We start from the raw sequence: 16,175 nt of genomic DNA, 5'->3' as shown, positions 1-16,175 counted from the left end.
AGTTTTCTGATATTGATTCCGTTTTCAGAATGCTACAAGGTAGCCTTGAAATCGATTCTAACGCCACAAAACTGATCTTTGACTAGGAACCACGGAGTCACAGCTCGAAGATCGCACTCGACGCGATATGCACACGAGGAGGATCTAACCGTGTGCATATTCCGGTGGGTGTCGTGAGGTGAGTGAAAGGTGTTGGCGAGCGATGGGCATGGGCTGCGGCGGTCTTTATCAGTAATCGGGCTTCGAGTTACTCGAGAATACCTCTCTTTTGACCTCGTGTTCACGAGCAGCCAGTATGCGAATCCGCGAAGACGGTAAGCACGCGCACCGTACAGACACCATCGAGCAGGCCGCCGAGTTCTGGGACTGCAACAAGACGAAAGCACTCATGCGTTCTGCTGAGTTTTCCTGGCGAATCGACGAGCGAATACAGACGGTGTTGCGTCGAGATGATTTTACCATCCAACAGAAACGGGAGATTGCTGCAACTCTGTCTATCCCTGGAACCTATGAGATTGAGGCCACACAGTCCGTAACAATCGAAAAATAGCAGATTCTGGATCTTATCAGCTATTGATTAGTGTGTTACCGATTCCGTGTCTGTATGTACATCACCAGGCCAATGATAATCCCGAACACCACGGCACCGAGATTGATGAGTAAGGATGGTTCGCCGGGAAGAGAACCGGACAATACGGTCCAGAGTGTGAACCAGAATATCGACGCGAAGACGCCGAGTAGTTGTGCTGCTGTGTCTGTCATTGTGATACACCTCTTCCGATTGGATGCATTACAGGCATCACCAGAATCAAGGGTTGAGAGGGACATTTAGGACATTGTAGATCAGGGTATTCCGAATCCAAAATCTGGTATTCGGACCCCCGAAGACCCGCGTTCGCAATCCAAAAACCATAGTCATGGAACGATTCACCAACCTCCCAGATGAGGCTAGAGAAGAGTTGAAGACCGACATTTCGAACACTCAAGTCAATGAGCTACTGACAGCAGAGGTCGCCGACTTCATACTGTCACAGGAACGGCCGATCTGGAGTAGCTCGGCGGTCATGAAAAAGTTGGACGGTGACTGGTCGCGAGCGGTCGTGAAAGACAAACTCAAAGATCTGGAAGAGCGCGGGTTCTGTAACTCGCTTGAGGCCGGGACTGGCCGCATTTATTGGTGGGACCACGACGAGACCGACTGGCCTTGTCCACCGGATGTAACTCTTGAGGCTGATCCAGGCCTATCCGTCAGCGATGCACTTGAACCACACTACGTTCAGCTCGGTATCGTCGCACTTGCCTTCCCAACGGTTGCGTCGATACCTGTGTTCCTTGGCGTTTTCTCACTCGGCGGATCACTCACCTTGCCGATCCCTGGTGAGTCACTCCTATCGTTAGGATTGTTGACAATAATTCTCTGCTATATGCTACTAGTCTATTCTGTCATAGTCGGTGCGATTGATTACGCCACACCGGAATCACTCACCACCGATGTCTATGAGCTCTTCGGGTCGTAAGACGGCTCTACGTTCCACATTGTGTCTTGGAGGTGCGTAATTCTCTCTGCTCTAATACCCTCTCAGAACCTTCTTTGCCGACGGCCTCGGCTGGTTATTGGCATCTAACCGTCCTTCCAGATACCGCAGTCCATAGCCCGTGATGTCGTAGTTCTGGAACTGTGGCGTCAAGGGTTCGATCATCTGTGCGTAGGTGAGCATCTTGCAGCGCTCACGCACGCGGCCCACAGAGGCACGGAGCGATACCTTCTGTGCAATATATCGCGGTGATGACCAGCCTTCGGCTTTCAGTATTTCGAGGATTCGTTCATCGAGCGGGACCATCCATTTGGCGGGCTTGCGTGACATGATTCAGGGCAACGTCGTCAGCTGTTGATTCCGGGACCGTCAGCTGCATCAGTACCATTTTCTCCGTCGGAAGATCCGCCACTGTTGATGTAGCGCTCTCTTTCAGCGTCGTATTCCTCTTCGAGATACGCTTCTCCTTCGTCAGTGAGGACATAAACTCCATTTCCGAGAGGGCGGAGGAGGTCGTGTTCGCCAAGTTTCTGTAGTCGGCGAGAAACCGTTGATTGGGCAATATGGATCTCATCCCGCTTTGCGAGTTCTGTTGAGGTTCCTGATTCCTCCTCGCGGATTATCTCCAGTATTCGATCATCCCAGATAGTCATCCAAGATCCTGACTGACGCATTCAATTCCCACAAGAGTATAGACTATCTTATTTCTCACTAACAATTCAAATTAAGGTCATCAATGCATTTATGCATAAATGGCCTATTTGTGGATATGCGAAGCACCTGATTCGGTTGAAGATGACTCTCCTTGGTTCGTGATGAACGGGCGGTCTGGTACACCGCCCGAAAAGGTGGCTTCGCGCTCTATTGGAAGATGAGCGAATCCACCATCACGGGGTTACAGCCCCGCACGAACAGCGAAGCATCGCAATCGAATAGTTCTGACGACGGCAGTTGCGCTACCTGTCGAGCTGACGCTGACGGGATTGATGCACGGACTCTCAAGCCGACTTGTTCAGACTGTGCGGCCCGGAGCTTTGACGATGGACGGCCAGTGCGTGGAGGTGAGAAGGCGTGAGTAACAAACTCCAACCACTGGAACCGAGCCGCGCCGTCGATATGTATCTCAAGGCTCGGCAGGACGAACTGACGGAATCTACTATCCAGTCACAGGAGTACCGACTGGAAGCCTTTGAACAGTTCTGCCGCGAAGAGGGTATTGAGAACTTGAACGACCTTTCAGGTCGGGACCTGTACGCCTATCGCGTCTGGCGGCGAGAAGGAAACGGCAAAGATCGCGAGGAGATTGAGCCCATAACCCTCCGAGGGCAGCTGGCCACGGTCCGTTCGTTCCTCCGGTTCGCTGCTGAGGTAGATGCAGTTCCCGAGGATCTTCGGACGAAGGTCCCGCTCCCGACTATCAGCAACGCTGGTGAGGTGAGCGCGTCTACGCTCGACCCCGAGCGCGCCGATGTGATTCTCGACTACCTCCAGATGTACAAGTACGCATCAAGGGTCCACGTCATCGCTCTGTTGTTGTGGCACACCGGAGCCCGCATGGGTGCGATTCGTGGACTGGATATCGATGACTGCGAGCTCGAACAGGACAATCCAGGTATCCAGTTTGTCCATCGCCCACAGTCCGATACGCCGCTGAAGAACGGGGAGAAAGGTCAACGCTGGAACGCTATCAGTGAACACGTTGCTACTGTCATACAGGACTACATCGACGGCCCGCGTGAGTCGGTTTTCGATGAGCATGGGCGTCGGCCGCTCATTACAACCTCTCAGGGTCGTGCTTCTACGTCGACGTTCCGGACGACGATGTACAGGGTTACTCGGCCATGCTGGCGGGGAGCGGAATGCCCGCATGACCGCGATCCGGAGGAGTGCGAAGCCACGTCGAATAAGAAGGCTTCAACGTGTCCGTCTGCTCGATCACCGCACGATGTTCGGAGTGGCAGGGTTACCGCGTATCGGCGTGAGGATGTTCCGTGCCGTGTAGTGTCGGACCGACTGAACGCGAGCGACCAGATTCTCGACAAGCATTACGACCGACGTGGCGAGCGTGAAAAGTCCGAACAGCGCCGCGATTACCTTCCAGAGGTGTAACAATGACTTACCGGATTACTTTCAGTAACCGCAGGACGGAACCGCGAAACCGGCAGGGCCCATTTCTGCTGTCTCAAAGCCGTCTGTAAGATGGCTATCTGCGGAACCGAACAGCCCCAGCGCTTCGGGACCACTTTCGCTCACCGCCCGCTGCTCACTCGTCCACGACGACGACCTTGACTTGCTGGACGCCGCCAATCGCCCGGAGTCGGTTGGCAAGTTCAGTAATTCTGTCGCCCGCGCCCTCGACGACCAGCGTCTCCATACAGGTGTCGTGGGAGAGATGAATATGCTGGACGGAGGTGATGATGTTGGCCATCTCGTGTTGGACCGTCTGGAGTTCGTCAGCGATGCCCGAGACGTGGTGGTCGTGGACGATAACAATGGTTCCGTGGTGGTGTTGTTCGTCACCGGATTCCCACTCGTAGGTCGCAAAGAAGTCACGGAGCGAATCTCGTATCGCCTCCGACCGGCTCGCGTATTCCCACTCGTCGACGATGCCGTCGAGTCGGTCGACCATCGACGACGGGAGTGTCAGACTGATCCGGTCGAGATCGTCACTCATGTGTGTCGATAGGGACGGGGCCGCATATGGGTATCCGGGCTTCGGTAATACTCACCCGCCGGCAGTAATACTGCCCGATGAAAAAGTATTATTACCGCGCCGGGGCCAGACCTGAGTAGTATGCACATTCCCGACGGATATATCGATCTGCCGCTTGCATTGCTGTTTGGTGCGCTTGCGGTCGTCGTTTTGAGCGTTGCTGCGAAGCGCGTCAACGGTGAAATATCCGATTCGCGCGCACCGTTGCTCGGCGTCGTCGCGGCGAGCATCTTCGCCGCACAGATGCTCGACTGGCCGATTCCGGGTGGCACCAGCGCCCACTTCGTCGGGGGCGCGTTCGCGGCGATTCTTCTTGGCCCGCATCTGGGCGCACTCTGTGTCGCGACTGTCGTCACGATTCAGGCGCTCGTCTTCGGTGACGGCGGGCTCGTGGTGCTTGGCGCGAACGTATTCAACATGGCTGTCGTCGAGGTGTATGTCGGATACGCCATCTATCGCCTGCTCGTCCCCTACGGGGAGTTCCGGGCCGCCTTCGCCGCGGGGTGGCTGGGAATCACGGCCGGCGCACTGACCGCTGCACTCCAGCTCGGCCTCTCCTCGGCGTTCCAGTACCAGTTGCTGACGACGCTATCGATAATGGGCGTCGGGCATCTCGTGCTGGGGCTGATTGAGGGGGCCATCACCGCCTCGGTGTACCGCTACCTCGCCCGCGCTCGACCTGACCTGCGACCGAACGCCGCTCCGGAGGTGAGCGCGTGATGGCCTGGAATCGCCCCGACTGGCTGCCTCGTGCGCTCGCCGCGCTACTGATCCTAACGCTGCTTGCCCCGGTATTCGGGTGGGCGGCTGGCCAGGTCGGCTACGCTGAACCGCTGGAGAATGCCGCCGAAGCGACCGGCGCGACAGAACACGCCACCGCCGTCGGTACCGCGCTGTTTCCGGACTACGGCGTCCCCGGTTTCGGCGGCGCGACTGGGACGTTCGTGTCAGCTGTCGTCGGGACGGCGCTGACGCTCCTCCTCGGGGCTGGCATCGGACGCTTGCTCGGGACGGATACCGACGGGCGACAGTAGCGTATGTCCGGCAGGGACCTGCTCGACCGGACGGTCGCAGCCATCGCGGCCAGCGCCCAGTGGTTCCTGCTTGCAGAGGACCTGCCGGATCGGGACGGGTTTCTCCAGGCCGTCACGCCGACGGTCAAGCTCGTCGGCACCACGACGCTCGTCACCCTGACTGTGACACAGCGGGCGCTGGCAGTCGTTAGTGCGCTCGCGCTGTTCGCCACGGCGCTCGCGGCCCTTTCTCGTGTCCCCGTCCGGACCTTCCTGAGTCGGTTAACCGGGCCGCCGGCCTTCGCGCTCGTCGTCGTCGCCCCGCAAGCGTTCTTGATGGGTGGCCCCTCACTGGGTGGACTACCACTCTCGGCCCCTGGCGTCGACTACGTACTCACGTTCGCTGTCCGTGTAACCGCGTGCGTCGGCTTCCTCTCCGTCCTGCTGTTGACGACTCGTTTCGCCGACCTGCTGGCGGCGTTTCGCCGGCTCCGAGCGCCGCCGATTGCCGTCTCACTGCTCGGAATCACGTATCGCTATCTGCTCCTCTTTTTCGCCGAACTCGAACGCATGGTCCGGGCTCGACGAAGCCGAACCATCGCCGAGCCGAGCCTCCGACAGAACTGGCGCGATTCAGGGCACTTCGTGGGCTCGTTTCTCGTTCGGAGCCTAGAGCGCGGCGAACGGGTCCAGCGGGCCGCTCGCGCCCGCGGCGGCACTGGACCGACGCCGGTACAGCCGAGGGAACCACTCGGACGAGCTGATCTCGCTTTCGGATTGCTCGTCACACTCGTTGTCGTGGTGGTGGTCGCGTGACCGCCATTGAGGCCACTGCCCTCCGATATGCCTACCCCGACGAGACGCTGGCCATCGACAGTGTCGACGCGTCTATCGAGCGCGGCGAGCGTGTGGCATTACTTGGCCCGAACGGGGCTGGCAAGTCGACGCTGCTAGAGTTGCTGGGTGGCCTGGTCGATCCTGACGGCGGGCAGGTGCGGTACTTCGAGGAAACAACCGACGCCGACACCGTCCGCAGTCGGCTGAGCGTCCTCACGCAGAACCCTGCCGATTACCTGTTCAATCCGACTGTCCGCGAGGACCTCGCCTACGGGCCGGCACAACTTGATTGCGACCGCGCAGAAGTCGACCGCCGCGTCGAGCGGGTCGCGGACCGGCTCGACCTCGACGGCCTCCTGCCGAAGCCGCCGTTCCGGCTTAGCGGCGGCGAACAGCGCCGAGCCGCCCTCGCCAGCGCGCTCACCGTCGAACCAGACGTGCTGTTGCTTGATGAGCCAGTGAGCAACGTCGACGCTGCGAACCGCGAAACGATTCTCGACCTGCTCGATGAACTCGCGGCCGACGGCGTCACGCTCGTCGTTTCGACGCCGGATACCGAACTCGTTCCACACGTCGCAGACCGGGTGCTGCTGCTTGACGATACCGGTACGATTGCTGCGAGAGGGCCGACCCGACGTATCCTGACAGACACTGACCTGCTGCGGGACTGTGACCTGCGCCCGCCACAGGTCGTTAGACTGTTCGAGGGTCGAACAGCGGACGTGCCGCTGACTGTCGATAGTGCCGCCGAACAGCTGGATGCGGCTGGTTTAGATACCATAGAATGACGGCATAGCGCGTGGAGACACTGGAGCCTATCAGCTGGATCTCATTCTGACGCGTCGAGCAGGCGGCCATGCACGTCAATTTCGCCGTTCCGAATCCGGGTGCTGCTGATTCGCTTGCCGTCTTCGGCGACGACGAACGGCGGCGTGTGGATTTCCAACGGATGAAGTCCCGTGTCCCGCCGCTGTTGATTGAGTTCGTAGGCGCGTCGCTGCGCCTTCGCCTCCGGCGAAGCGACGAGTGCATCCACGTCTGCCCGTGTCGCGGCCGGTCCCTGCGTGTCGTCCAATCGGACAATCTCATATGTGGCGGTGTACGGCTCACCCAACTGGTCCAGCTCGGAAGCAAGCGCGCTTCGACGGTCATCGTACGCACCCAACTGTTTGACGTGTGTCGGGTCGCTACGCGTCTCTGTAGCCAGTTCGGGGCTAGTCAGACCGACGACGACGTGGCCGTCGCCACTCCCGTCGTGGCTTGCGGTCTGAAACGCTTTGTGGAGGAGCGCCCGGTGGCCGTTGTGAATCGGTGTGAAGGTCCCGCCGAGAATCGCTGTCCGGTCCGCGTCTGCCATACACGAATGTCCCACCAGTGTCATATATAGCTGCTGTCCGTCGCATGACTCGTCAGCACCAACTGCTTCCATCGACTGTAACCCGGTAACACTCGCGTCAGCAGTCACTCAAGTAGTTCCGGCACGTATTGATACCAATGACCGAAGTCTCCCCAACACCGGGTATCCACCACGTCACGTGCATCGCAAGCGATCCCCAGCAGAACATGGATTTCTGGGTCGAAACGCTTGGGCTCAGGCTCGTCAAGCGCTCGATCAACCAGGACGACCCCAGTACGTATCACTTCTTCTTTGCCGACGCTGGGGGGAACCCGGGAACGAGCATGACGTTTTTTCCGTGGGAGGACCACGCACAGGGGAAGGTCGGCTCCGGACAGGTCTCACGCACCGCGTTCCGCGTTCCCGAAGGGAGTCTCGATTACTGGGAGGGCCGCTTTGACGAGTACGGCGTCGACTACGACGACCGCGTCGAGCGGTTCGGCGAGACTGTCCTCCCGTTCCGCGACCCGGACGGGCTGCCGGTCGAACTGGTCGAAGTCGAGATTCCCGACGACGACCCGACCGAGCCGTGGACGGAGTTCGTTCCCGAAGACGTCGCCATCCGTGGCTTCCACTCCGTGACGCTCTGGCTCGCTGACCCCGAACCCACGGCGGACCTGCTCCAGACGATGGGTCTGGAGGAAGCCGGGACGGAGCAGGCACAGGGGGATACACCCGGCGACGAGCGGACCCGCTTCGCTGCGACGGGGACCATCGGGAAGTACGTCGACATCCTGCCCACTATCGAGGGCGGTCGGCAGGGTCACGGCACGGTTCACCACGTCGCCTTCCAGACGCCGACCGACGAGGACCAACAGTCAATGCGTGAGGCCGTCCGCGGCGCGGGGCTGCGTCCCACGTCACAGATCGACCGCCACTGGTTCCGGTCGGTCTACTTCCGGGAGTTCGGCGGTGTGCTGTTCGAACTCGCTACGAGCGGCCCCGGCTATGACAGCGACGAACCGCTTGATGACCTCGGCGGCCAGCTGGTGCTGCCCGGGAAGTTCGAGGGTCGGCGTGAGGAAATTGAAGCTGGGCTCACGGATGTGACGATTCCCCGGCCAGAGACAGCCGAAGCCGACGACTAACGCCACCGGACTGACCGGTATCCGCTTTATTCTTCCTGGTAGCCTGTGAGTAAATATGAGTGGCTGGGGTGTCCTGTGTCATATGTCCACAGAAGGACAGGAGTACGTTATCGCGCCGTGGGGGGAGAGTGAGTGTGAGACGACCGATGTCACGGTCGACCTGCCGTCGCGGGAGCTTGCGGCCCAACTGGAAGTACCAACAAGCGTGTTAGACCGTATGGCACAGCTCAGCGACGAGCACGACATCCCAGTGACGCAGGCGCTCGGGGAGCGACTGGAAATCAACCGGGCACGAGTGTCGCTCTATGCCGCAAAGTCAGTCGATGACGTGGCCACCGTCCAGCAGCATCTCACTGACGCCCGCGAATACCTGTCGGGTGTCGAGGTGCTTGATACGGCTGACCTCGAAGCCGATATCGAACATCTCTGGACCAACGAACTCGGTAGCGCGTAACCTCACCGGTGAGGTGGATACCGGACGAGAGCAGCTATTTGTCCTCATAAAGGCTTAGAAAGCGGTTTATTCACACTCTGGACTAGTTGGTAATGAATTGGCGGGTAGGGCGCGGTACACTACATGAGGTAGAATCACGTCCCCATAGTACTGGTCAAAATGCCCGTCTCAGGGTCTCCTCTCAATTCTTTACCGTTGGCTTGGAGTTTACAGTAACTTTAATTCCCTGAGTGTCTCACCTGTGCTCGTGGAATTATAATGAACGATGATAGACGACTATGGATCGTAGCTGCAGTGTCGTTGCTCCTGATATTCAGCGGGAGCGGGCTCGCATGGACAGTACAAACAGACGCCGGTTCCGTGGAGGTTCGCGACGTGACGTTCTCCGGAACCAACGGGACAATGATGAGCGGAACGCTGTATATCCCTGAGGAGGCAAGCAGCGCTTCCCCACAACCGGGGGTGTTGGCCGTCCATGGGTACATTAACTCGAAAGAGACGCAATCGCCGTTCGCTATCGAGTACGCGAGACGGGGCTTCGTCGTGCTCGCTATCGACCAGACCGGCCATGGCTATTCAGACCCGCCAGCGTTCAAGAACGGCTACGGTGGCCCCGACAGCCTCGAATATCTCCGCTCGCTAGACTACGTCGATAACGAAAACATCGGCCTCGAAGGGCACTCGATGGGCGGTTGGACCGTCGTCACGGCGGCCGCAGCCCACCCGGACGGGTACGAATCGATGGTCATCGAAGGCTCCTCGACGGGGTCGAACCGCGCCCCCAAAGGCACTGACTCATTCCCGCGGAACTTCGCCGTCGTGTTCAGCGAATACGACGAGTTCTCTCCGCTGATGTGGGGGACCGCGAGTGCTTCCGACGTTGAGCAGAGCAAAAAACTCCAGACGGTGTTCGGTACAGACAGTGCCGTTGAGGAGGGACGTACCTACGGCAGCGTCGACGATGGGACCGCACGCCGGCTGTACACACCGGCAACGACCCATCCCGGCGACCACCTCTCAACCACAGCTATCGGCGCGTCCATCGAATGGCTCCAGCTCACGCTCGAAGGTGAAGACGAGATGGACCCTGGCAATCAGGTCTGGTACTGGAAATCGCTGGGGACCTTTATCGCCCTCATCGGCGGTGTGTTATCACTGTTCCCGGTCGGTGGGCTACTCGTCGAGCGGGCATCGACTGACAGGCTTCGACGGGAGTATCCTGATGGGAAGGGGATGACCGGCGCCAAGCGGTACGCGGCGTCGCTCCTCGCAGCGGCCATCCCGATTGTGACGTACTTCCCGTTGCAGGACATCGCACCGTCGATCATCGGGCTCAGTTGGCTGTTCCCACAGCAGATCAACAACGGCGTGATCGTCTGGGCGCTGGGGAACACGGTCATAACGGCGGTGTTGTTTGCGGTGTGGCATTACACGAGCAACGCCGACGACCCGTCGGTGTCGCTGGCGAACTACGGCCTCGATACGGGCGACGGTGCACGAACGCTCGGCGTCTCGGTCTTAGCCGGCGTCGCTACCGTCGGCGTGCTGTACCTGTTTGAAGCCGTTGTGGCGTTCCTGTTCCAGACGGACTTCCGTATCTGGGTGTTCGCCATCAAACTCCTCTCTCCGGCTCAGTTCCGGATTAGCTTCTCGTATCTCCTGCCGTTGTTCGCATTCTTTGTCGTCCTCGGTGCGCTCCTGCACGGCCAGCTCCGTCCCGAGGGCGAGTCCCGGTCGCTTCGCCGTGCGATGGCGACGAACTGGCTCATAGTCGTCGGTGGGTTCGTCGTGCTACTGGCGATTCAGTACATTCCGTTGCTGACCGGCCAGCCCCTGCCGCTTGGCCACCCACTGTTGACCATTCTGGCGCTGCAGTTCGTCGCCCTGCTCAGCATCGTGGCCTTCGTTAGTACCTACTTCTTCAGAAAGACGGGGCGGGTCTGGGTCGGCGCGACAATCAACGCCGTTCTCGTGACGTGGGTCATCGTCGCCGGAACGGCGACGCAGTTCCCCGTCTAGACCCGGCATTCACTTTTCTATTCGCTCTTGGTGATGATCGTGTTCCGGCTGTGACGACGCACAGCCGAAACCCAGCGGTGACTCAGTCGTCGCTCATCACGCCCTCTGCGACGGCCATGTCCTCAACCGTGGGGTCATCCTCGGATCTCCGGAGGACGAACCGCTTGCGGATCAGGTCGGCTGCGTAGATAGCCGTCCCGAGGATGATGAGCGTGTCACCGGGGAGCCGTGCCCAGAACAGCGTCTGGACGAGCGGCTGGTTGTAGAACGCCACGCTCCGGGCTGCGGCGTAGCTGCCGGTGAACGCCGCCTCCAGCTGGAGGAAGCCCACGGGCAGGACGGAGACGAACACCATCAGTGCGAGGCCGACGTTCCAACACCAGAACGCCGCCCGGAGCCAGGACCCGTCCCAGCGACCGGGTTTGATAGCGAGCTGGAGCATGTAGGTGACCATCCCCAGCGCGAGGAAGCCGAACGCTCCGAACATCGCAGCGTGGGCGTGGCCGACCGTGAGGTAGGTGCCGTGCTCGTAGTAGTTGATCAGCGGGAGGTTGATGAAGAACCCGAGCACGCCGGCCCCGACGAAGTTCCAGATCCCGCTGGCGATGATGAACATGAACGGGAGTTTGTAGGGGAATCCGCCAGTCTCGGACATCGCCCGGTACTGGCCCAGCGCCTCGTAGAGGATGAACACCAGCGGGAGCAGTTCCAGCGTCGAGAACACGCTCCCGATGGGGACCCACATATCGGGCATCCCGACCCACCAGTAGTGGTGGGAGACGCCAATGACGCCCGTACTCATGACCAACAAGGCCTGAAGCATGACTGCCTTCTCGGCACTGCGACGGCTAAGCAGGTTCATCGACACCAGCGTCAGCCCGATGATGGCGACGATGAAGAACTCGAAGGCTCCTTCGACCCACATGTGGACGACCCACCAGCGCCAGAACTCCGTGACGGCGATGTTGGTCTCGGGGGTGAAGAAGAACCCGGCGGTAAACAGCAGGGCGATGGAGCCGCCGGCGTACAGGATCATATGCGCAAGACCGAACACCGGCTCGCGGTCCAGCAGCGGCTTCAGGCCTCGAATCGAGAGGACGGCCCACAGGCCGAAGCCGACGAACAGCCCGACCTGCCAGAGCTTCCCGACTTCGAGGTACTCCAGCCCCTCGTTGCCGACGATCCACCAGAGATCACCGAAGTAACCGTGCGAGCCGAGCCAGATACCGCCGAGGCCGCCGACGGTGACGACGACGATAGCTCCGAGTAGGATGTTGATGTACGTCGACTGGCGCTTGGGCTCGTGGCCGGTCAGCAGCGGCGGGAGGAACAGTCCTGCGCCGAGCCACGTCGCGGCAATCCAGAGAATGCCCAGGTCGATGTGCCAGGTCTTCGCTATGGCAAAAGGCAGTAGCTGGAGGATCGGGACGCCGAATATTTCCTCGACGCCGAAGAAGCCGGCTCGTTCAATGTAGAAGTGAGCGAGTAACCCACCGAGCAACACCTGTGCGAGGAACAATCCGGCGGCAACCGGGATGAACCGCAAGGCTGCCCGCTGGCTGGGGAAGATGCTCACGTCGCCCGGCTCGGGAACCGAGAGGTCGCCGGCGGACGGTTCCGGGAGACTGACAGACTGGTACAGCCAGATGCCGCCACCGGCGGCGGCGACGAGGAGGACCATCGCGATGACGCTCCAGGTCATTGCCGCGCCGGTCGCGTCGTTACCGGCGGCGGGTTCGTACGGCCAGTCGTTCGTGTAGGAGTGGTCGCCGCCCGGGCGGTCGGTGTGGGAGAACCACGCCGTCCACATGGCGAAGTCAGCGAACTGTCGGGCGTCGGCTTCGGAGTCGATCATCCCCTCGGGAACGCCCCGTTCGTGGCTTCCTTCGTGATATCGTTCGACGTATTCCTGACGGACCTGCTGGTGGGCGTACAGCTCTGCGGCGGAGTACTCGATGTTTCCGCCCTCATACTCCCCACTGAGGTCCTGCTTCACGTCGTCATTGACGGCGGCCTGTTCGGCCGTCGAGAGCGATTCGTACTCAGTCCCGTAGCGTTCCTCGGCGTAGTACGTCCGCATATGCTGGGTTTTCAACTCCAGCGAGTCAGCGGTGTAGTCCGCGCCGTAGTACGCGCCGTTCCCGAGAATCGAACCGTGGTTCATCAGCCCGTCCTTCTGAAACGCCTTCTTGCCGTCACGGATGTCCTCACCCGTGACGAACGTCTCGCCGTCGGGTCCGACAACCTGTTCTGGGATGGGTGGCGCTTCCTGATATGCGATCCACGCGCCGGCCCCCATGACGATGAGGTTGAAGACGAACGCGGCGGCGATCACCTTCGCGATCGTTTTGCGTTTGAGTTTCATGTGGTTAGAACTCCAGTACCCCAAAATAAGAAGGGGGTAAGACGTTCTCAGTCGCTGGTGACGGGAGGGAACATGTTCGCCCTGATAGGGACCAGTGGTGTCCCGTCCCCGGATTCGGCGTGATACGTGGCGAGGTATCACAAGGCAGATTACTACCTGTCCCTCCCATTCTGATATGCGCCGTCGCCACTTCGTCCAGACACTCGGGGTGTCAGCACTGGTCGGGAGCGCGGGCTGTACCGGGCAGTCGGACGACACAACGTCGGCCTTCGAAGTGTCGAGCCCCGCGTTCAGTTCCGGAGACGAGCTTCCGGCCCGGTTTACCTGCGACGGCGACGGCGTTTCGCCGCCCTTTGTCATTGAGCGCGTCCCGGAACCGACGGCAGCGCTTGCCGTCACAGCCGAGTACGACGGTGGCGTGTTCAGCCAGCCGGTGTTCTGGACGCTGTGGAACGTCCCGCCAGAGATGGAGCGGATTCCAGCCGGACTCCCTCGCGAGCCGACCCTCGATACGCTCGACGGCGCTCGACAGGGAACACAGCCCCCCAACGAGCCGGGGTATGAACCACCGTGTCCACCAGCCGGACAGCCCTACGAACACCGGTTTCAGGTGTACGCACTCGGCGAGAAACTATCTATCGAGGGCGGAACTGAGCAGGAAGAAGCGTCAGAGACCATCGCGAACGCGCTCATCGCAAGCACCCGTCTCACCGTTGACTACACCCACCCGGCTGCGACCGAAAGCTAACGAGTGGCACCCGGACACAGGTTCCAACATACGGTTTGAACGACCGCTTATTTGCTGCTGTCTACTGGTTATGCAGCTTCTACGTAGCACAGCCCGCGGTAAAACCGTCTCGTCGTTCGTGGTGCGTCGTTACTTATGGCAATGTTTCACAATACCATTAAACCTATATACTGATGTGCTATACCATATCATGTATGGCGTCCGCACCGAGTAGTGACGATATGTTCGACGAGTTCCTCTCCCAGCGTGGCCACGACGTGGACCAGAGTGGTTGGGAAGAGAGCTATAACAAGAAGCAGTGCCCTGATTGCGGCGGTCTTCACGAGTCGACAGCGGCACAGTGCTCGGTGTGTGGCTGGACACCGGTACGGTAAGGATACTCCGCTTTTCGGTCTTCCACGTTTCATCCAGTAGCGACAGTACCAACCTGCAGAACCGGCAGTTCTCTCTCTGCCGAACTGCGCCTCACGCCGTCGCTTGGTGGGACAGCAACGGTACAGATAGTCGGAACTGCATTACGGTGCGCAGAAAGGAAGTGGGGAGTCTTTGCGTGGCCAGCCGACGGTTGGGGGGTCGTGTGCCGGCGGGCCGACCGGTTCGTAGCCGACGATTGGGGGGTCGTGTGTCGGCGAGATAACCGGCTCGTGGTGGTTACAGCGCATCGAGCGACGCATGGAGGAACAGCCCGAGTGCGAGATGTTGGTACGCGGACGTTGCGATCTGCTCCTTCGCAGCTGCATCGTCCGCGATTCCGTACTGTTTCGTCTGGACGAGTTCGTGCATCTGGAGCGTGCCATCCGCTTCTAACTCGTGCAGCCGGGGATACACTGTCCCCGGACTCAGTTCGGCACCGAACTGGGTTTCCAGTTCCTCCATCAGTCCGGTTCCGTGGGTGCCACCATCGGCGACTGCGATCATCGCCAGTAGGATCTCTTCCAGACTCTGTGTGACTAGACCGTCATCGACGGCGGTCTCGCCGTCGACGACGTCGTCAATGACCGGATCTAACAGCGACTCCGTAATGGCGTCACGACTGGGTGGGTCATGCGATTCCGGGCGCTCTGTATCGCCGAGAGGGGTCACTCGCTCATCGGCATTCTGGCCCTGCATCTTGCCCGTCGTCACGCGACGGAGGTTGTCTCCGGACATCGTCTCACCTGAACGCAATCCGCACTGAGTGCTACAGGGGCTATCATCATATAAACGGGGCAGTGTTTTCTGAACGTGAAACCACCACAGTGCTCGAAAACGCTTATATAATATGACGCGAATCTTGGTGTAGTGGCTGAGGAACAGAGCATCGAGGAGATTCTCGATACGATCGGCGACCAGCACGCGCGCCGTGTACTCGCCGCAATTAGTCGAGAACCGCAGTCGGCGAAGGAACTCGCAGAGGAGTGTGACCTCTCGCTGCCGACGGTGTATCGACGTATCGAACTGCTCGACGAGTACGACCTCATTACCGACCGGACGCTCGTCGCCGAGGACGGAAACCACTACAAGGTGTACGAGTCCAACTTCGAGTCGACGGTCATCTCGCTTGAGGACGAGGAGTACAAAGTACGCATCTATCGGGAGGAGAACCTCCCGGACCGGTTCAGTCAGCTCTGGGACGAGCTGAACCCGGAATGAGTTTGCCGACTAATGAACGGGTGACCGCATGACGACTGGCGTGGCCATCGCACGTAGCGTGCTCATCCTGATGCGGATGGTGGTGTTCGGGCTGACACTCGGTATCACCCTGATTAGCTTTCAGGCCTACCGGAAGCGCCCGTCAGAACGGCTCCAGTACGCGTTTGTCGGTTTTGCGTTCATCAGTATGGGCGTCGCTATCTCCAGTGTCATCACGCAACTGAGCGCCGGCGAAACCGGTGCTATCGTTCGCGTGTTCTTCCAGATGTCAGAGACCATTCCGTTCATCATCGGGTTCGCGATGCTGTACGTGTCGCTGTACCGGTGAGAAATCCGTTTGGGTTCGCCTGTCAGTTATCGTCCCCGTAAAGCACG

The 16,175-nt window shown here is 59.9% G+C and carries 20 protein-coding genes; 14 read left to right on the top strand and 6 right to left on the bottom strand.

Annotated features, from left to right (window positions below; translation table 11 throughout):
* The first annotated feature begins 295 nt into the window (after nucleotides 1-295).
* Complete coding sequence (locus tag RBH20_RS13190; protein ID WP_306709308.1) at nucleotides 296-550, top strand: hypothetical protein; 255 nt, start codon at nucleotides 296-298, stop codon at nucleotides 548-550.
* A gap of 367 nt (nucleotides 551-917) precedes the next feature.
* Nucleotides 918-1,517: a hypothetical protein gene (locus RBH20_RS13185; RefSeq protein WP_306709305.1), complete on the top strand. Its 600-nt coding sequence runs from the start codon at nucleotides 918-920 to the stop codon at nucleotides 1,515-1,517.
* Between the two features lie 51 nt (nucleotides 1,518-1,568).
* On the opposite strand, the gene RBH20_RS13180 is transcribed toward RBH20_RS13185, so the two are convergent.
* Together RBH20_RS13180 and RBH20_RS13175 are read right to left on the bottom strand one after the other, a co-directional pair.
* The gene (locus RBH20_RS13180) at nucleotides 1,569-1,865 is read right to left on the bottom strand and encodes a winged helix-turn-helix domain-containing protein (protein ID WP_306709303.1); all 297 of its coding nucleotides are present in this window, start codon (nucleotides 1,863-1,865) and stop codon (nucleotides 1,569-1,571) included.
* A 17-nt stretch (nucleotides 1,866-1,882) separates the two neighbouring features.
* Nucleotides 1,883-2,209: a PhiH1 repressor gene (locus RBH20_RS13175; protein ID WP_373567958.1), complete on the bottom strand. Its 327-nt coding sequence runs from the start codon at nucleotides 2,207-2,209 to the stop codon at nucleotides 1,883-1,885.
* A 442-nt stretch (nucleotides 2,210-2,651) separates the two neighbouring features.
* On the opposite strand from RBH20_RS13175, the gene RBH20_RS13170 reads away from it, so the two are divergent.
* Nucleotides 2,652-3,644: a site-specific integrase gene (locus tag RBH20_RS13170; protein ID WP_306710461.1), complete on the top strand. Its 993-nt coding sequence runs from the start codon at nucleotides 2,652-2,654 to the stop codon at nucleotides 3,642-3,644.
* 154 nt (nucleotides 3,645-3,798) lie between these two features.
* Here the strand turns inward: RBH20_RS13170 and nikR are convergent, their stop codons facing one another.
* Nucleotides 3,799-4,209: a nickel-responsive transcriptional regulator NikR gene (gene nikR / locus RBH20_RS13165; RefSeq protein ID WP_306709299.1), complete on the bottom strand. Its 411-nt coding sequence runs from the start codon at nucleotides 4,207-4,209 to the stop codon at nucleotides 3,799-3,801.
* A 120-nt stretch (nucleotides 4,210-4,329) separates the two neighbouring features.
* On the opposite strand from nikR, the gene RBH20_RS13160 reads away from it, so the two are divergent.
* The 4 genes from RBH20_RS13160 to RBH20_RS13145 are packed head-to-tail and all read left to right on the top strand — an operon-like array spanning nucleotide 4,330 to nucleotide 6,886.
* Entirely contained in the window at nucleotides 4,330-4,968 is a 639-nt protein-coding gene (locus RBH20_RS13160; RefSeq protein ID WP_306709297.1) for an energy-coupling factor ABC transporter permease, read from the top strand.
* Nucleotides 4,968-5,282, top strand: a complete 315-nt coding sequence (locus RBH20_RS13155) for a PDGLE domain-containing protein (RefSeq protein ID WP_306709295.1) — start codon at nucleotides 4,968-4,970, stop codon at nucleotides 5,280-5,282. Before RBH20_RS13160 ends, RBH20_RS13155 begins: the two co-directional genes overlap by 1 nt.
* A 3-nt stretch (nucleotides 5,283-5,285) precedes the next feature.
* On the top strand, nucleotides 5,286-6,077 hold the full coding sequence (cbiQ, locus tag RBH20_RS13150; RefSeq protein ID WP_306709292.1) for a cobalt ECF transporter T component CbiQ: 792 nt from the start codon (nucleotides 5,286-5,288) through the stop codon (nucleotides 6,075-6,077).
* Nucleotides 6,074-6,886 (top strand): energy-coupling factor ABC transporter ATP-binding protein, encoded by an 813-nt coding sequence (locus RBH20_RS13145; protein WP_306709290.1) that lies wholly within the window; start codon nucleotides 6,074-6,076, stop codon nucleotides 6,884-6,886. The genes cbiQ and RBH20_RS13145 overlap by 4 nt, the downstream gene beginning before the upstream one ends.
* 41 nt (nucleotides 6,887-6,927) lie before the next feature.
* Here RBH20_RS13145 and RBH20_RS13140 read toward each other — a convergent pair whose 3' ends face one another.
* Nucleotides 6,928-7,455 (bottom strand): phosphopantetheine adenylyltransferase, encoded by a 528-nt coding sequence (locus RBH20_RS13140; RefSeq protein ID WP_306709288.1) that lies wholly within the window; start codon nucleotides 7,453-7,455, stop codon nucleotides 6,928-6,930.
* 137 nt (nucleotides 7,456-7,592) lie between these two features.
* Between RBH20_RS13140 and RBH20_RS13135 the strand changes: the two genes are divergently transcribed.
* The 3 genes from RBH20_RS13135 to RBH20_RS13125 all read left to right on the top strand — a co-directional run bounded on the left by RBH20_RS13135 (nucleotide 7,593) and on the right by RBH20_RS13125 (nucleotide 11,055).
* The gene (locus RBH20_RS13135; RefSeq protein ID WP_306709285.1) at nucleotides 7,593-8,582 is read left to right on the top strand and encodes a VOC family protein; all 990 of its coding nucleotides are present in this window, start codon (nucleotides 7,593-7,595) and stop codon (nucleotides 8,580-8,582) included.
* An 82-nt stretch (nucleotides 8,583-8,664) separates the two neighbouring features.
* Nucleotides 8,665-9,036, top strand: a complete 372-nt coding sequence (locus RBH20_RS13130) for a hypothetical protein (RefSeq protein WP_306709283.1) — start codon at nucleotides 8,665-8,667, stop codon at nucleotides 9,034-9,036.
* A 258-nt stretch (nucleotides 9,037-9,294) separates the two neighbouring features.
* Nucleotides 9,295-11,055, top strand: coding sequence for a S9 family peptidase (locus RBH20_RS13125; protein WP_306709281.1), 1,761 nt, complete (start codon nucleotides 9,295-9,297; stop codon nucleotides 11,053-11,055).
* Between the two features lie 82 nt (nucleotides 11,056-11,137).
* Here RBH20_RS13125 and RBH20_RS13120 read toward each other — a convergent pair whose 3' ends face one another.
* Complete coding sequence (locus tag RBH20_RS13120; protein WP_306709278.1) at nucleotides 11,138-13,420, bottom strand: nitric-oxide reductase large subunit; 2,283 nt, start codon at nucleotides 13,418-13,420, stop codon at nucleotides 11,138-11,140.
* 175 nt (nucleotides 13,421-13,595) lie between these two features.
* Between RBH20_RS13120 and RBH20_RS13115 the strand changes: the two genes are divergently transcribed.
* Both RBH20_RS13115 and RBH20_RS13110 read left to right on the top strand, forming a co-directional pair.
* On the top strand, nucleotides 13,596-14,168 hold the full coding sequence (locus RBH20_RS13115; protein ID WP_306709276.1) for a YbhB/YbcL family Raf kinase inhibitor-like protein: 573 nt from the start codon (nucleotides 13,596-13,598) through the stop codon (nucleotides 14,166-14,168).
* A gap of 194 nt (nucleotides 14,169-14,362) precedes the next feature.
* Entirely contained in the window at nucleotides 14,363-14,542 is a 180-nt protein-coding gene (locus RBH20_RS13110) for an HVO_0416 family zinc finger protein (protein ID WP_004515335.1), read from the top strand.
* Between the two features lie 277 nt (nucleotides 14,543-14,819).
* Here the strand turns inward: RBH20_RS13110 and RBH20_RS13105 are convergent, their stop codons facing one another.
* Entirely contained in the window at nucleotides 14,820-15,317 is a 498-nt protein-coding gene (locus RBH20_RS13105; protein WP_058994187.1) for a PadR family transcriptional regulator, read from the bottom strand.
* A gap of 132 nt (nucleotides 15,318-15,449) precedes the next feature.
* Here RBH20_RS13105 and RBH20_RS13100 point away from each other — a divergent pair, with 132 nt between their 5' ends.
* A complete protein-coding gene (locus RBH20_RS13100) occupies nucleotides 15,450-15,800 on the top strand; it encodes a helix-turn-helix domain-containing protein (protein WP_004958928.1) in 351 nt (116 codons plus the stop codon).
* Nucleotides 15,801-15,828: 28 nt separating this feature from the next.
* Nucleotides 15,829-16,128 carry a hypothetical protein gene (locus tag RBH20_RS13095; protein WP_004958925.1) on the top strand — a complete coding sequence of 100 codons (300 nt, stop codon included), beginning with the start codon at nucleotides 15,829-15,831 and terminating at the stop codon, nucleotides 16,126-16,128.
* The last annotated feature ends 47 nt before the right edge of the window (nucleotides 16,129-16,175 follow it).

Source organism: Haloarcula sp. H-GB4 (assembly GCF_030848575.1).
GTDB lineage: Archaea > Halobacteriota > Halobacteria > Halobacteriales > Haloarculaceae > Haloarcula.
The sequence above is the reverse complement of the archived record's forward strand: the minus strand, read 5'-3'. Positions and strand labels throughout refer to the sequence as shown.

Excerpts from the sequence above, each read along its gene's own strand:
- nikR (WP_306709299.1), bottom strand. The coding sequence starts at position 4,209 with ATGAGTGACGATCTCGACCGGATCAGTCTGACACTCCCGTCGTCGATG.
- RBH20_RS13120 (WP_306709278.1), bottom strand. The coding sequence starts at position 13,420 with ATGAAACTCAAACGCAAAACGATCGCGAAGGTGATCGCCGCCGCGTTC.
- RBH20_RS13125 (WP_306709281.1), top strand. The coding sequence starts at position 9,295 with ATGAACGATGATAGACGACTATGGATCGTAGCTGCAGTGTCGTTGCTC.
- RBH20_RS13095 (WP_004958925.1), top strand. The coding sequence starts at position 15,829 with ATGACGACTGGCGTGGCCATCGCACGTAGCGTGCTCATCCTGATGCGG.
- RBH20_RS13180 (WP_306709303.1), bottom strand. The coding sequence starts at position 1,865 with ATGTCACGCAAGCCCGCCAAATGGATGGTCCCGCTCGATGAACGAATC.
- RBH20_RS13170 (WP_306710461.1), top strand. The coding sequence starts at position 2,652 with ATGTATCTCAAGGCTCGGCAGGACGAACTGACGGAATCTACTATCCAG.
- RBH20_RS13130 (WP_306709283.1), top strand. The coding sequence starts at position 8,665 with ATGTCCACAGAAGGACAGGAGTACGTTATCGCGCCGTGGGGGGAGAGT.
- RBH20_RS13140 (WP_306709288.1), bottom strand. The coding sequence starts at position 7,455 with ATGGCAGACGCGGACCGGACAGCGATTCTCGGCGGGACCTTCACACCG.
- RBH20_RS13185 (WP_306709305.1), top strand. The coding sequence starts at position 918 with ATGGAACGATTCACCAACCTCCCAGATGAGGCTAGAGAAGAGTTGAAG.
- RBH20_RS13105 (WP_058994187.1), bottom strand. The coding sequence starts at position 15,317 with ATGTCCGGAGACAACCTCCGTCGCGTGACGACGGGCAAGATGCAGGGC.
- RBH20_RS13190 (WP_306709308.1), top strand. The coding sequence starts at position 296 with ATGCGAATCCGCGAAGACGGTAAGCACGCGCACCGTACAGACACCATC.
- RBH20_RS13135 (WP_306709285.1), top strand. The coding sequence starts at position 7,593 with ATGACCGAAGTCTCCCCAACACCGGGTATCCACCACGTCACGTGCATC.
- RBH20_RS13155 (WP_306709295.1), top strand. The coding sequence starts at position 4,968 with ATGGCCTGGAATCGCCCCGACTGGCTGCCTCGTGCGCTCGCCGCGCTA.
- RBH20_RS13175 (WP_373567958.1), bottom strand. The coding sequence starts at position 2,209 with ATGCGTCAGTCAGGATCTTGGATGACTATCTGGGATGATCGAATACTG.
- RBH20_RS13110 (WP_004515335.1), top strand. The coding sequence starts at position 14,363 with ATGGCGTCCGCACCGAGTAGTGACGATATGTTCGACGAGTTCCTCTCC.
- RBH20_RS13160 (WP_306709297.1), top strand. The coding sequence starts at position 4,330 with ATGCACATTCCCGACGGATATATCGATCTGCCGCTTGCATTGCTGTTT.
- RBH20_RS13115 (WP_306709276.1), top strand. The coding sequence starts at position 13,596 with ATGCGCCGTCGCCACTTCGTCCAGACACTCGGGGTGTCAGCACTGGTC.
- cbiQ (WP_306709292.1), top strand. The coding sequence starts at position 5,286 with ATGTCCGGCAGGGACCTGCTCGACCGGACGGTCGCAGCCATCGCGGCC.